Here is a 14,946-nt window from a genome sequence, read left to right as displayed (position 1 = left end):
GTACCAACTTGTTTTTAAAAATAAGATACAGTTTACTTATTTTTAACAATAAATTAATGTATAATTGTTTTTAATAAAAAATAATTAAAAAAACATATTTATTTTTGAAAATACAATAATTATAATTATTTTTGTCCCGCCATAATTAATTTAAATCCCCTTGTAGAGAATTTAACATTTTTTATGAATTTCCAGCTATTACTAAATATATGAATGTAATGAAAAACTTGACCATTTTTGGAGTAACTCCTTTTGAAAAACCGGATGTCAACCTTATGCTAAAATTGCATCAGGCGGACGCATTTCCCATCTTAAGCTTAGGGATTGATTTATCTACTGCTCAAGAAGCATTGAATCAGCTTGAACAGACAGACATACCTTCGTTTGGAATATATTTTTCAGACGAAAAACTCGCATCACTTCGAATACCGCAAAAAGTAAAATTCGCTATCGTTTCTTTCGGCACTCCTATTACTATTTCTTCAGATCTGCCTGTTATTTATCAGGTAAGCAGTTTAGAAGAAGCCAGAAAAGCTCAGCAATCAGGAGCGGAAGGCATTATTATAAAAGGAAACGAAGCCGGTGGATTAGTCGGTTACGAATCGACATTTATACTGTTTCAACGTGTCATTAAAGAAATCCAAGACATTCCTGTTTGGGTACAAGGAGGAATCGGACTTCATACTGCTGCTGCTGCAAAATCACTGGGAGCAACAGGAATTGTATTAGACAGTCAGCTTGCTTTATTCCCTGAAAGCTCTGTTCCTCAAGACATAAAAAGCGTATGCTCAAAATTAAATGGAACAGAAACCAAAATCATAGCCAATCACCGTGTATTGGTAAGACCAAATTCTCCAGCGTTGCCGGAAAATGTAAATGCTGAAGATCTTAAACAATATTTTAACGATCTAGACATCAGCAAGAGCTATATTCCTATGGGACAGGATATTTCTTTAGCGGTTGATCTGTATGAGGATTTCAAAACGTTGAAAAAATTAATTTTCGGTTTCAAAGAAGCAATGTACGGTCACCTGAAACAGGCAAAAGCACTTCAGGTAATCGATGAAAATAATATTTTAGCAAAAGACCTTAATTTAAAATACCCGATTGCACAAGGACCAATGACTCGAGTGAGTGATGTTCCTTCGTTCGCCAATGCTGTAGCAGAAGCCGGAGCTTTACCTTTTATCGCTTTATCTTTATTGAAAGGTGAACAAGCTAAAGCTTTAGTAATGGAAACTAAAAAACTCGCCGGTGAAAAAACATGGGGAGTGGGTATCTTAGGATTTGCACCTCAAGAACTTAGAGAAGAACAAACATCTTACATTCTGGAAGCTAAACCTCCCGTAGTTTTAATTGCCGGAGGAAGACCTGCACAGGCAAAAATATTTGAAAAAGCAGGAATTAAAACGTTCCTTCACGTTCCTTCTCCTGCTCTGTTAGACATTTTCTTAAAAGAAGGCGCTACAAACTTCATATTTGAAGGACGCGAATGTGGAGGCCATGTTGGTCCGCTTTCAAGTATGGTTCTTTGGGAAAAACAGATTGAGCGTATCTTAAAAGAAGATCACCCTGAAAACATCAGTGTATTTTTCGCAGGAGGAATTCACAATGATTTTTCAACAGCTTTTGTTTCTATTATGGCAGCTCCGTTAGCTGCGAGAGGCGTAAAAGTGGGTGTATTAATGGGAACTGCCTATCTGTACACAGAAGAAGCAGTTGCTTGTGGAGCGATTCAGGACGAATTCCAATTGCAGGCGATGCAGGCAAAGGAAACCGTTTTATTGGAAACCGCACCTGGACACGAAACTCGTTGCTTAGACACTGCGTTTGCTCAACATTTTAATACAGAAAAAGCAAAACTCTTAGAAGCTGGAAACTGATAAAAAAGAAGTCTGGGAGAAATTAGAAAAGTTAAATGTAGGTCGTTTAAGAATTGCTGCAAAAGGGGTAGAAAGACAAGGAAATAACTTGGTTAATATTCCTAAAGACGAGCAATTGGATCTTGGAATGTACATGATCGGGCAGGTTGCAACCATGCATGACAAAGTGATTTCATTGGATGAACTTCACCAAAATGTTGCTGTAAACAATTACGAATATATAAAAGACGCTGCTTTATCAGAAGCGCCGACATCAACAGAAAAACCATTAGATATCGCTATTGTCGGTATGGAATGTATTTTCCCTGATGCAAAAAATTTAGAAGAATACTGGCGAAATATTATTTTAGGAAAAGACAGTATAACAGAAGTTCCGGACGAAAGATGGAATAAAGATCTTTATTATAAACCGGATTCCAATGAATCTGATGTATCTCATTCAAAATGGGGCGGATTTATTCCTAAAATTGATTTTGATCCTTTAGCTTTCGGTATTCCGCCACAATCTCTTGCGGCGATTGAACCTACACAATTGTTAACCTTATTGGTTGCAAAGCGTGCGATGGAAGATGCAGGATATGGCGATAAACACGTTAACAGAGAAAATATTTCTGTAATTATCGGTGCAGAAGGCGGAAATGATCTTGCCAACAGCTACAGTTTCAGAGGATTCTACAAACAAGTTTTTGGAGAACTTCATGAAGAGGTAAAAGAAGCGTTTCCCCATACAACGGAAGATTCTTTCCCGGGTATTTTAGCGAATGTTATCGCAGGTAGAATTACCAATCGTTTAGATTTAGGTGGAAGAAACTACACTGTAGATGCTGCTTGTGCCTCTTCTTTGGCCGCTATTGAATTGGCTTGTCAGGAATTGATATTAAACAAATCAGACATGGTTCTTGCCGGTGGAGCTGATCTCCATAACGGTATTAATGATTATCTGATGTTCTCCAGCACACATGCACTTTCCAGAAAAGGCAGATGTGCAACCTTCGACAGTGAAGCAGACGGAATTGCCCTTGGTGAAGGTGTTGCTATCATTGTTTTAAAAAGATATGAAGACGCTGTACGCGATGGCGACCGTATTTATTCTGTTATTAAAGGAGTTGGAGGATCTAGTGACGGAAAAGCTTTAGGTCTTACTGCACCGAGAAAAATCGGTCAGGTAAGAGCTTTGGAGCGCGCATATGCACAAGCTGGTATCAGTGCTGCGTCAGTAGGAATGGTAGAGGCTCACGGTACAGGAACAGTAGTTGGAGACAAAACGGAATTGAGCGCATTGACTAATTTATTCAGTCGTGCAGGAGCTTTGCCGGGTCAGACGCATTTAGGTTCGGTAAAAACTCAGATAGGACATACAAAATGTGCAGCTGGATTGGCAGGTTTAATTAAAGCTTCTCTAGCGGTGTATCATGGTGTAAAGCCTCCTACCCTTCATCTTCAGAAACCTAATGCGTATTATAATGCAGAAACGAGTCCATTTGCTTTTCATGCAGAAAGTGGATTGTGGAGTGAGAAAAACCGTTATGCAGGAATCAGTGCGTTTGGTTTTGGAGGAACAAATTTCCACACCGTAATTGCAAATCATCCTAAAGAAGACGATTCTGCCGTATTGCAGTCTTGGCCTTCAGAATTATTTGTATTCCGTGGAGATACGTATGATGAAGCAAAAATTCAATTAAATCAAATTAAATCTTTACTTGAAGTAAATGATGGTATTTCATTAAAAAATATTGCTTACAGTTTAGCGATCAGTTCAGAAAAGCAGGTTCAGTTAAGCATTGTTGCTGATACGACGGAACATTTGATGATGAACATCGAGTTAGCTTTATCAGGAATTGAAAGCAAAGACACTTTTACAGTAAATAAAAAAGAAGGTAAAGTTGCCTTTTTATTCCCTGGACAAGGTAGTCAGCGCATCAACATGGCTCGTGATTTATTCGTAGCCTTCCCTGAAATGCGAAAACTGATCGATTCTCACTCTGAACTGGAGAAAGTTATTTTCCCTTCAAAAACATTTGATGAAGCGACTTTAAAGCAACAAAAAGAAACGATTAAAGATACAAGATTAGCACAGCCCTTATTGGGGATTGTTGATTTGGCTTTAGCTAAATTCCTTCAATCTATCGGTATTGTTCCGGATATGTTGGCGGGTCATAGCTATGGTGAATTGCCTGCTTTATGTTTTGCAGGTGTATTTGAAGAAGAAAAACTGGTTAATTTAAGTATTCAAAGAGCTCAGTCTATTTTGAATTCCGTTGAAGGAGGAGATCCCGGTTTCTATGATTGCGGTAAGTGCTACAAAAGAAAACCTACAGCCAATTTTAGACAAAGTGGAAGGTTGCTATCCTGTAAATTACAATGCTCCGACGCAATGTGTGGTTGCAGGAAGTACAGAAGCGATCAACAAACTGATGGAAGTTCTTAAACAAGAACGTATTTCTGCCAAAAAACTAGAAGTGGCATGTGCATTCCACAGTCCGTTATTGGCAAAATCTAAAGGATTGTATGAAACTGTTTTACAAGATGTTCCATTTAATGAAATGCAGATTCCCGTTTGGTCGAATACGACCGCAGAAATCTATCCTTCACAGGTTTCAGATATCAAGGAAAGATTAACCGATCATTTGGTGCAGCCTGTAAGATTCGTTGAACAGCTTCAGGCGATGTACAACGATGGCGCAAGAATATTCATCGAAGTCGGTCCCGGAAAAGTATTAACAGGATTAACAAAATCTTGTTTGGAAAAAGATCAATTGACCTTGTGTGTTGAAGATAATAATACAAACAAATTAACGCATCTTCTTTCAACGCTTGCTCAATATTTAGGAACTGGTCGAAATTTTAATATTGCTAAACTTTTTGATGGTCGTAATGCTCAGTTAATTCAGATCGACCAACCAGAATTGTATAAGAAAAGTCCGGCTATTTGGCGCGTAAACGGACAAGCTGCTCATCCGACGACAGGTTCACTGCCTGTAAACGGTGCATTACCAATCATAAATCCTATCCAAATGAACAACTTTACAAATAATACGCAAGTCTCTGTAACTGAAAGTCAAACGAATACTGAACGTATGTTGCAGGAATATTTAAATAGTATGAAATTAATGATACAGGCGCAACGCGATGTGATGCTTACCTTTTTGGGACAAAATCCTCAGGTAAATACAGCTCCTGTTGTTTATGCTTCGTCTGTTCCTGTACATTCAAATAATCAGGCAGCGATTATCTCTTCTCCACAAAATGATGGCGTTGAGAAAGCGGTTGTCGTTCCTGTAAAACAGGCTCCTACAAAGGATATTAAGTCTTTATTACTACAAGTTGTAAGCGATAAAACAGGTTATCCTCAGGAAATGTTGGGTATGGAAATGGATCTTGAAGCAGATTTAAGCATCGATTCTATTAAAAGAGTGGAGATCATTGGTACAATGAAAAATGAGTTGGGTACTTTATCCAGCAACAGTGCGAATGAAGATACGATCATGGAGCAATTGGCTTCAATAAAAACGTTGAACAGTCTGGTTTCATGGCTTACAGAATACACAGGAACTCCTGCGGTTTCCGAAAAAAATGAATCGGCACAAACTACAGCTTCAACACCCCAAAAGCAGTCTACATTCTCTCTTGAACAGCTGCAGACAGCAATTTTGGATATTGTAAGCGAAAAAACGGGGTATCCGAAAGAAATGTTAGGTTTAGACCTTGATTTAGAGGCAGATTTAAGCATCGATTCCATCAAACGTATGGAAATTATCGGAGATCTTAAAACAAAGATCGGTTTTGGTCAGGATTTGGAAAAAGCCGATGATTTAATGGAGAAATTAGCTGCCATCAAAACATTACGAGGATTAGCTTCCTGGATTAATGAAATGAGCGGCGAAGCCAATGAAACAAGCACTCCCGAAGTAGAACAAAGCCCATTATCACGTCTTCGTTTTGATTTGACGCCGACTGATGTTTCTTTAAATGAAAACACCGAAACACTTCAGGGAAAGCGTTTTGCCATCACTCAGGACAACAGCAAACAGACCATTGATATCAAAAATGAGCTTGAAAAACATGGTGCGATTGCAGAATTGGTAGATACAGACAAAGATTTGACGGATTTTGACGGATTGATTATTCTTGATTTGTTTTCATCTTCTGTAAAGCACAACATCATCGATCATGTTGATATGATTCAAAAAATGGATCTTGATAAAGCAAAATGGATTTATCTGATTTCAGACACTCCGGCTCATGTTCAGGAATTGACGGATACTACCCTTCTTCGTCATTATAAAGGACATCCGGGACTTTTCAAAAGTTTAGCTCGTGAGTTTGAACAGACGAATTGCAGATTAATCAGTCTTAGTTTCTCCTCAACAAATCGATCAGATTGCAGAAATTGCTTTAAAAGAAATTTTATCAACCGATAATCCTTCTGAAGTTATTTACAAAAACGATCAGAGACATAAAGTAAACATCATCCCATCGCCTTTGTCAACAGGTTTGAGTGAAGCGCAAATTCAGTTAGATAAAGATTCTGTTGTTTTGGTTCTTGGAGGCGCACAAGGAATTACTTCCGAACTCGCAAAACATATGTCACAGGCTTATCCTTGTACTTATATTTTGGTGGGAAGATCAGAAGATCCTAGAAATCAGATAATAAACAATGAATTAGAAGCTATGAAAACAAAGGAAGAAATAAGAGCTTATCTTATCAAATCCGGAACATTCACTTCTCCTTCTGAAATCGAAAAAGAAACAATAAAAGTTTTCAAAAACAATCAGATCCTACGCACAATCCGTGATATGGAGCAAATGGGAAATACGATTGTTTACCAATCATTAGACCTTTGTGATGAAGATGGTTTATCTGAATTGATTAATTCTATTTACGAAAAATACAATCGTTTAGACGGTGTTATTCACGGTGCAGGTCTTTTGGAAGATAAATTATTCAAGCAAAAAACAACAAGCTCATTCGGAAGAGTTTTCGATACCAAAGTAAAACCACTTCGTGTATTGGCAGAAAAACTACGCACAGATTGTCAGTTTGTGGTGTTATTCTCAAGCATTGCTTCTGTCTACGGAAATAAAGGGCAAACCGATTATGCTGCTGCAAACTCTGTTTTGGATGATTATGCAAACGCTTTAAATAAAAAATTAAAAGGAAAAGTAATTTCCATCAACTGGGGTCCTTGGAAAGGTGCAGGAATGGTTTCTCCAACACTGGAAACCGAATATGAAAGAAGAGGAATTTCTTTAATTCCATTAGAACAAGGCAAGGAAATTTTCCTTAACGAAATAAAATACGGAACAGAAAGTCAGGTATTGATCATGTCTGGAAGTAACTGGTAAACGCTGTAGAAGATAAGTATGAAAAAAACAGATGTTGCTGTAATTGGTCTTTCTTGTGTCTTTCCGGGGGCACAAGATGCCAACACTTTCTGGCAGAATATTATCAATAAAGTAGATTCTACCCAATTAGCTCCTGCAGATCGTATTGATCCTGTTCATTTTAGTAATAATACAAATCCCGTTGACCGTTTTTATTGTCAACGTGGCGGGTTTATCTCTGATTATGAATTTGATCCTACCGCTTTCGGAATTTTACCTTTGGCTGTAGAAGGGACTGAGCCCGATCATTTATTAACGCTTGATCTGGTTCAAAAAGCCTTAGACGATGCCGGAATATTTAAGAAAAATATTTCGCTCGAAAAAACAGGAATCATCATTGGAAAAGGAAACTACACAGGACCCGGCGCAACTCGTGCCATCGAAATTGTAAGAACGGGAGAACAAATTTCTTCTTTATTAAAGGAATTGCTGCCCGAAGTTTCTTCGGCTGATATTGAAAAGGTAAAACATGCTTTTCAGGAAAGAAAAGGTCGTTTTGCAGCCGATACCGCAATGGGATTGATTCCTAATCTTGTTGCTTCTTTGGTTGCCAACAGATTCAATTTGGGAGGTGCAGCTTTTACCGTTGATGCGGCTTGTGCAAGTGCTTTAATTGCTGTAGATCATGCGGTACAGGAACTTCAGAGAGGTCGTTCCGATATCATGATTGCAGGTGGAGTTCACACCGGACAAAACGCTGCTTTCTGGAGTATTTTCGCACAGTTAGGAGCATTATCTCATCAACAAAAAATTAAGCCTTTCAGCAATGATGCAGATGGTTTATTGATTGGTGAAGGTTGCGGTTTTGTGGTCTTAAAAAGATTGGAAGATGCCGTTCGCGATCAGGATAAAATCTATGCCGTTATCAAAGGAATTGGCGTAAGCAGCGATGGAAACGGAACCAGCGTGATGAGTCCTTCTGTAAAAGGTCAGTTAAAAGCTTTACAACAAGCTTGGGCTAATGCAGATTTAGACGAAAACCAGATCGGTTATATTGAAGCTCACGGAACCGGAACGCCACTTGGTGACAAAACCGAACTTCAGACATTAGCTCAGTTTTTTGGAAAAGAAGAAGATGCTAAAATCGCAGGAATAGGTTCTGTAAAATCGAATATCGGTCACGCAATGCCCGCTGCAGGAATTGCAGGGTTGATAAAAACTTGTCTTGCCCTTCACAACGATACATTACCACCAACTTTATACTGCGAAAACCCGACTTCGGATATGCAGAATACCAGATTCGAACCTGTACAGGAAGCGAAAAGCTGGTCGAAAACGGGGTTGCCAAAAGTGGCTGCTGTTAATGCGTTCGGATTCGGAGGAATCAATGCACATGTGGTGTTGGAAGGTTACGATATGCCTAAAAAAGACAAAGTTCTTATCTTAGCCAGACCAACACACCAAGAATTATTAGCCTCTTTACAAAATAACGACACGACTTTAGGAGAAGGAAATTATCGTATAGCAATGTTCGATCCTACTCCTGCAAGAATAGAAAAAGCCATTAAAATTGTTGCTAAAAATAATCCTTGGCGCAACAAGCAGGATATTTGGTATACCAATGCTCCTCTATTGCAAAACGGAGAAAAAGTAGCTTTCGTATTTCCCGGACTAGACGGTCTGGCGAAAGGTGAAGTAGAAAGTGTAAGTCGTTATTTTAACATCACCGCACCGATTGAAACGGAAGGTGAAGGATTATTAAATGATGCTTTAAATATCTTCAACAACTGCAGTATTCTTGATAATTCATTAAAGAAACTGGGAATTACTCCCGATATGAATGCGGGACACAGCTTAGGAGAATGGCTTGCCGGTTATTCTTCTGAATTGGCGGAAGTAAATTCTGTGAAAGCTTTAATTGATGTTTTAAATCCAGAAACTTTTGAATTAAAAGATTCGAAATTCATCGCCATCGGAGCCGGAATTGAAACCATAAAACCTATTATTGAAAAAATTCCAAACGTTTATATTTCTAATGACAATTGCCCGAATCAGGTGATTCTTTGCGGAAGTAATTCGGCGTTGGATGAATTGGTTCCTGTCTTAAAATCAAAACAGATATTTCATCAGATTTTGCCGTTCCAGTCAGGTTTTCACTCGCCTTTTATCGCCGATAAACTGGATGTGATTTTAGCAGGAATGGAAAAAGCACAGTTTCAAAAAACAAAAATACCATTGTGGTCTGCAACGACATTGGAGCCTTATCCATCGGATCAGGACGCCATTAGAAAACTGAGTGCGGAACACCTTGTTGAGCCCGTTCGTTTCCGTGAACTGACGGATAAATTGTATGAAGAAGATGCAAGATTCTTTATTCAAGTCGGAAACCGGTGGATTAATCGGATTTATTGATGATACTTTGAAAGGAAAAGCATTCAGCACGATTGCTTCAAGCGTTCCAACACGTTCTGCATTGGCTCAGTTTCAGCGAGTAGTTGCCGCTTTATTTGTAGAAGGAAAAGTAGTTGCGTTGGACTTTTTGGATATTCAAACCTCATCAAAAAAATCATCAGGAAAAGGGATGAAACTTGAATTAGGTTCACCAATTATCCGTGATTTTGCAGCCATTAAAAATTTAGCTAAATCTATTGATATACCGAAAGAAAAAATTTCTGCAACGGTAGCAAAATCAGGACATCCGCTTGTTCAGGCATTCCACGAAAATATCTCGGATATGATTCGTATGCAGGAAGAAGTGTTGACCTTGTTCCAAGACCGTCCGAAAGTAACGATTCCGAATGTGGTGCTTCCAAAAGTACAAACGCCAATAAGCAAGAATTTTGAAAAAACGTTGTACGTGACGTTGGAAAATCATCCTTATCTGATCGACCACAGTTTGCTGAGACAACCAAAAGGCTGGAAAGAAGTTGCTGATATGGAACCTGTGATTCCGATGACGATGATTTTTGAACAATTAGCAGAAATCGCACAAGCTGAAATTCCGGGAAGCCAAGTTCATAAAATCATGAATGTAAGTGTTTTCCAATGGATGAATGTGGCAAAACCTTTTGAAAAAACAGTAAAAGCAGAATGGCGATCCACCAATCACGCTTATCTTGATATTGAAAATTTTGTGAATGCAGAAGTACTCTTAACCTCATCTGCAAGACCAAATCCTTCCTTCAATTTGCCAATTGGTGATTTGTTACCGATCGAAAGAACTCCCGAAGAAATCTACGACATGCACATGTTTCATGGAGAAAAATATCAGGGAATTACGGAGATTTCAAAGGTTGGAACGAAAGGAATTATCGGAAAAATCAAAGGAAACGGTGGAAAAGGTTCGCTGTTGGACAACGCAGGTCAGTTATTTGGACTTTGGCTGCAATTAACGTTAACAAAAGACAGAATTGCATTTCCTGTAAAAATCAAAGACATTGAATTTTTCGGAGATCTACACGATCAGGAAGGTATTTTTGAATGTACGTGTAGTCTTACTGAAATGAACGACGAATTTGCCATTGGAGATATTCTTTTAACAAGAAACGGAAAAGTTTGGTGCAAAATTTCAGGGTGGCAAAACCGCCGTTTGGAAATCGACGCTGCCTTATGGAATGTTTCAATGTCACCTTTACACAACCGTCTTTCGGAAGAAATCGCACCTCAGGTATTTTTCTTTCATCAGGCGTATTCGAGAGTTGCGTCGTGGGATTTTATTCTGAAAAGATATTTTAATCAAACGGAAAAACAGCATCATCAAAACCTCCTTCCAAACAAGAGAAAAGGCTGGATGGTAAGTCGTGTTGCAGTAAAAGATGCCGTAAGAAACCTTCTTAAACAAGAGAAAAATCATCCTTGCTTCCCTATTACTTTTGAAGTCGCATCAGATGAGGTCGGAAAACCTTATTTAATTGGAGATTCTACAAAAGATATCCATATTTCTTTGGCTCATAAAGGAAAAGATGCCGTCGGAATTGCAAAAAGCGGAAAACCAGTCGGAATCGACATGGAAATCATCGAAGAACGAAGTTCAGGATTCTACGATTTGGTCTTTACAGATAACGAATTAGTATTATTAAAAGACAAAAATCAGGCAGAATGGACGACCCGTTTTTGGGTAGCAAAAGAAGCGTACGGAAAATTTTTGGGAACAGGATTGAAAGGAAATCCTAAAAAATTAGAAGTCGAAAAAATTACAGAAGATTCTTTATGGATCAATCAAACAGAAATCAAAACTATTAAATTTAAAAATTACATTATCGGATGGACACTATAAACAACACACTAAAATTGAATCACGAAGAACTATTCACTCTTTTAAAAGGTTTTATTACTGAAGTGATAGGCGAAGAATTTGTAGAAGAAATGGACATTACCCCGGAAAGTTCGTTCACAAAAGATCTTGAAATGGACAGCATCGAAATCGTTTCTTTTTCAGAAAAAATCAAAGCGCATTTTGGTGAGCAGATCGATTTCACGGGATGGTTGTCTTCAATGGATCTGGATCAGTTGATCGACCTTGATTTAAGTATGATTATCAATTACATCTACGAATGCCAATAATCTCTGTAAACGATAAAAAGGTTCATATTCAGGAACTCAACAAAGGGGCTGAACAAACTGTGGTAATGATCCACGGTATGTTCAGCAACCTTTCCATTTATTATTTTAATATTGCTCCGATTCTGGCAAAACATTTCCACGTCGTGATGTACGATTTGAAAAGTCACGGCATGAGCGAGCGTTTCACAGACGGTTACGATTTAGAAAATATGTCTTCCGATGTGTTGGCGTTGATGGATGTTTTGGAAATCGAAAAAGCGCATCTTGTCGGCTATAGTTTTGGAGGATTGATTGCTTTAAAAACAGCTTTAAAAGCTTCAAACCGTGTCGATCACTTAGTTGTCATCGAAGCTCCCGATCCGCAGGACGAAAAAGCCAGAGGTATTATCGAGCAGTATAGCAAAGAGTTTCTGGAACATTATGTAGCCAATTTTACCGACACCACAAAAGTGCAGATGGGCAAAAGACAGATGGAAAAAAACCATCGCATGTATGAGTTTTTGTTTAATCAGACCACGATTAAAGCGGATATGATTAAAGAAAAGCATTTTCTGAGCGAAGTTGATTTTTCTGAATTAAAACCTTCAACATTCTTGATGTACGGAGCAGATTCCAATTGCAGACCGACAGGAGAATGGCTGAATGAACACATCGGAAAAGCCGAGTTGGAATTAATTCCCGGAGATCACAACATCCCGATTCAGGAACCTGTTTTGATTGCAGAAACCATCGCTCATTTTTTATCAAAATCATTAAAAACCTTATCTCAAAACCATGGCTAAATTTGCATTTGTAGTTCCACCTTTAACTGGTCATGTCAACCCAACATTAAGCATCGGTGCTACTCTTCTGGAAAGAGGGCATCAAGTTGCATGGATAAGTCTTGACCAAAATTTAACCCATAAACTTCCGGAAGGCGGAGAATTATTGTTGATTCAATACGACCAGACCGACGAAGAAAAAAGAGACAGCGAAAACTATCTCGATATTATTTCTAAAAAAGTTGTCTATGGAATCGACAGCATCAAATTTCTTTACGAAGATGTTTTGATTCCTTTAAACAGACATTGCTATAACGGAATTATTCCTTTATTAAAAGAATATCAACCCGATTTGGTGATCGGCGATCATCAGTTATTTGCGGCTTCAATTGCTGCTAAAAAATTAGGACTTCCCTACGCTACGACCGTTACAGCTCCGGCTGCTATTAAGATTATGAGTGAACTTCCAAAAGTTCATGAATGGGAAGAAAAGCAAATTATTGCGTTGCAACAGGAATTAGGCGTTGAAGAAAACCGTGCATTAGATTGTTCGGATTTATTGACGTTGGTTCTTACTTCCAACTATTTCTTTGGCGAAATGGATCTAACTTCCAATTATCAATTCACAGGTCCTGTTCTTACGGAACGCCGTATTTCTTGTGAATTTGACTGGGAAAAATTCAATGCTAATTCAAACAAAAAGATTTTAGTAAGCATCGGAACAACTTTCGATCACGAACATAAAAAAGCATTTTTCCAAAAAGTGGTTGATGCTTTTAAAGATGAAGATTTAACCGTAGTTGTCGTTTCAGATCCTCAGCTTTTCGAGCAATGGCCGGAAAATTTTATGGTGTATCAACAAGTTCCTCAATTAGATTTGCTGCCTCATCTTGACGGCGTTGTTTCTCACGGCGGTCACAATACGGTTTCCGAAGCTTTATCGAACGGTTTGCCGTTGGTGGTGATCCCTATTGCGTATGACCAGTCGCATGTTGCGGGTCGTGTTGTGCGTACCGGAGCGGGAGAACGTCTTAATTTTAATCGATTTAAAGCGCATCATTTAAACGAAGCCGTACAACATATTTTAACGAATCCTGACTATAAAAAAGCTGCCGAAACCGTTCGCGAATCTTTCATCGAAGCCGGTGGAAGCGCAACAGCAGCCAATTTATTGGAAAACGCTATTTCTACTTCAACTATGGAAAAACCTAAGTCTAAATTTTTATTTGTTGTTCCGCCGTTTTTTGGACACATCAGTCCGACTTTGAGTGTTGGAGCGAGTTTAATTGCCCGTGGTCATGAAGTAAAATGGTTCGGAATTACGCCTTTAGACAACAAACATATTCCCGAAGGCGGAAGTTATTTTTATCCTGAACAAGATTTAATTCCGTATCAGGATGAAATTGCAAAAATTTTAAAAAGACAGGACGATGGTCCTGCTTGTTCTGGTCCTGAAGTGATGAAACTGGCTTTGGAAGAGACTTATGTTCCTTTCGCTAAAATGATGATGCCCGGATTGGAAACGCTTACAAAAGACTGGCAACCCGATGTGATCGTGAACGACTGTATCACTTTTGGAGGAGCCCTTTTTGCGCATAAAAATAATATTCCGTGTGTTACGACAACGCCTGTTCCACCCGATGTGATGGGCGATACGGAGAACAGTGCCCCGAAAATTTTCGAATGGCAACAGAATTTAATTAAAGAACTTCAAAAAGAAGTCGGCATTGAAGATGATGGAATTTTTATTCATTCTCATCATTTGAATTTGATTTTCACGTCTCAAAAATTTGCAGATTTTGAAGAAGTTCCTTCTCATATGAAATTTGTAGGTCCTGTAAAAGGAAGACCAAATCCTGCACCGTTTGATTGGGATAAATTAAATGCGTCAACTACACCAAAAATATTTGTTTCATTAGGAACATTATTGGTCGATATCAGAAAAGCATTTTTCGAAAAAGTAATCGCAGCATTTGCAGATCAGCCTGTAACTGTGATTGCTGCTACTCCACCGGAAATTTTCGAGGAATGGCCGTCTAACTTTATTGTGAGTAGTTTTGTGCCTCAATCTGCGTTAATGCCTCACATGGATGCCGTTATTTGTCATGGTGGTTTTAATACCGTTAATGATACGTTTACGAATGGATTACCCATGTTGATTACACCCATCGCTTACGATCATTTTCACATTGCAAAACTGATCGAAAAAGCAGGTTGCGGAATCAGCATCAGATATAAAAGATTGCGTGTTGAAGCGCTTAGACAAACTGTTTTTGAATTGTTGGAAAATCCGACGTACAGAAATGCAGCGAAGGAAGTTCAATCAAGTTTAATCAACGCAGGCGGAAATGATCGCGCGGTAGAATTATTAGAAAATTTTGTAGAACAATCAACCTTAGTTCCGGTTTAAGCCT

General features: G+C 38.6%; 9 protein-coding genes. All 9 read left to right on the top strand.

What is annotated here, in order from left to right; genetic code table 11:
• The first annotated feature begins 218 nt into the window (after positions 1-218).
• The 9 genes from J3D55_RS10695 to J3D55_RS10655 all read left to right on the top strand — a co-directional run bounded on the left by J3D55_RS10695 (position 219) and on the right by J3D55_RS10655 (position 14,942).
• Positions 219-1,883 carry a nitronate monooxygenase gene (locus J3D55_RS10695; RefSeq protein ID WP_259130979.1) on the top strand — a complete coding sequence of 555 codons (1,665 nt, stop codon included), beginning with the start codon at positions 219-221 and terminating at the stop codon, positions 1,881-1,883.
• Between the two features lie 88 nt (positions 1,884-1,971).
• Positions 1,972-4,311: a type I polyketide synthase gene (locus J3D55_RS10690; protein WP_259130978.1), complete on the top strand. Its 2,340-nt coding sequence runs from the start codon at positions 1,972-1,974 to the stop codon at positions 4,309-4,311.
• Positions 4,217-6,304 carry an acyltransferase domain-containing protein gene (locus tag J3D55_RS10685; RefSeq protein WP_259135084.1) on the top strand — a complete coding sequence of 696 codons (2,088 nt, stop codon included), beginning with the start codon at positions 4,217-4,219 and terminating at the stop codon, positions 6,302-6,304. The genes J3D55_RS10690 and J3D55_RS10685 overlap by 95 nt, the downstream gene beginning before the upstream one ends.
• 61 nt (positions 6,305-6,365) lie before the next feature.
• A complete protein-coding gene (locus J3D55_RS10680; RefSeq protein ID WP_259130977.1) occupies positions 6,366-7,229 on the top strand; it encodes an SDR family NAD(P)-dependent oxidoreductase in 864 nt (287 codons plus the stop codon).
• 18 nt (positions 7,230-7,247) lie between these two features.
• On the top strand, positions 7,248-9,620 hold the full coding sequence (locus J3D55_RS10675; protein WP_259130976.1) for a type I polyketide synthase: 2,373 nt from the start codon (positions 7,248-7,250) through the stop codon (positions 9,618-9,620).
• The gene (locus J3D55_RS10670) at positions 9,559-11,484 is read left to right on the top strand and encodes a 4'-phosphopantetheinyl transferase superfamily protein (protein ID WP_259130974.1); all 1,926 of its coding nucleotides are present in this window, start codon (positions 9,559-9,561) and stop codon (positions 11,482-11,484) included. Before J3D55_RS10675 ends, J3D55_RS10670 begins: the two co-directional genes overlap by 62 nt.
• Positions 11,472-11,771 carry an acyl carrier protein gene (locus J3D55_RS10665; RefSeq protein WP_259130972.1) on the top strand — a complete coding sequence of 100 codons (300 nt, stop codon included), beginning with the start codon at positions 11,472-11,474 and terminating at the stop codon, positions 11,769-11,771. The genes J3D55_RS10670 and J3D55_RS10665 overlap by 13 nt, the downstream gene beginning before the upstream one ends.
• Entirely contained in the window at positions 11,762-12,553 is a 792-nt protein-coding gene (locus J3D55_RS10660) for an alpha/beta fold hydrolase (protein ID WP_259130970.1), read from the top strand. Before J3D55_RS10665 ends, J3D55_RS10660 begins: the two co-directional genes overlap by 10 nt.
• Positions 12,546-14,942 carry a glycosyltransferase gene (locus tag J3D55_RS10655; RefSeq protein WP_259130968.1) on the top strand — a complete coding sequence of 799 codons (2,397 nt, stop codon included), beginning with the start codon at positions 12,546-12,548 and terminating at the stop codon, positions 14,940-14,942. Before J3D55_RS10660 ends, J3D55_RS10655 begins: the two co-directional genes overlap by 8 nt.
• Positions 14,943-14,946: the final 4 nt, after the last annotated feature.

Origin of the sequence: Chryseobacterium ginsenosidimutans (genome assembly GCF_024807225.1) — a bacterium.
Lineage (GTDB): Bacteria > Bacteroidota > Bacteroidia > Flavobacteriales > Weeksellaceae > Chryseobacterium > Chryseobacterium ginsenosidimutans.
This window is presented reverse-complemented; position numbering and strand designations above follow the sequence as displayed.

Bases quoted from the DNA above. Each gene is read 5' to 3' on its own strand.
- J3D55_RS10695 (WP_259130979.1), top strand. From the start codon at position 219: ATGAAAAACTTGACCATTTTTGGAGTAACTCCTTTTGAAAAACCGGAT.
- J3D55_RS10675 (WP_259130976.1), top strand. From the start codon at position 7,248: ATGAAAAAAACAGATGTTGCTGTAATTGGTCTTTCTTGTGTCTTTCCG.
- J3D55_RS10655 (WP_259130968.1), top strand. From the start codon at position 12,546: ATGGCTAAATTTGCATTTGTAGTTCCACCTTTAACTGGTCATGTCAAC.
- J3D55_RS10665 (WP_259130972.1), top strand. From the start codon at position 11,472: ATGGACACTATAAACAACACACTAAAATTGAATCACGAAGAACTATTC.
- J3D55_RS10670 (WP_259130974.1), top strand. From the start codon at position 9,559: ATGAAGAAGATGCAAGATTCTTTATTCAAGTCGGAAACCGGTGGATTA.
- J3D55_RS10660 (WP_259130970.1), top strand. From the start codon at position 11,762: ATGCCAATAATCTCTGTAAACGATAAAAAGGTTCATATTCAGGAACTC.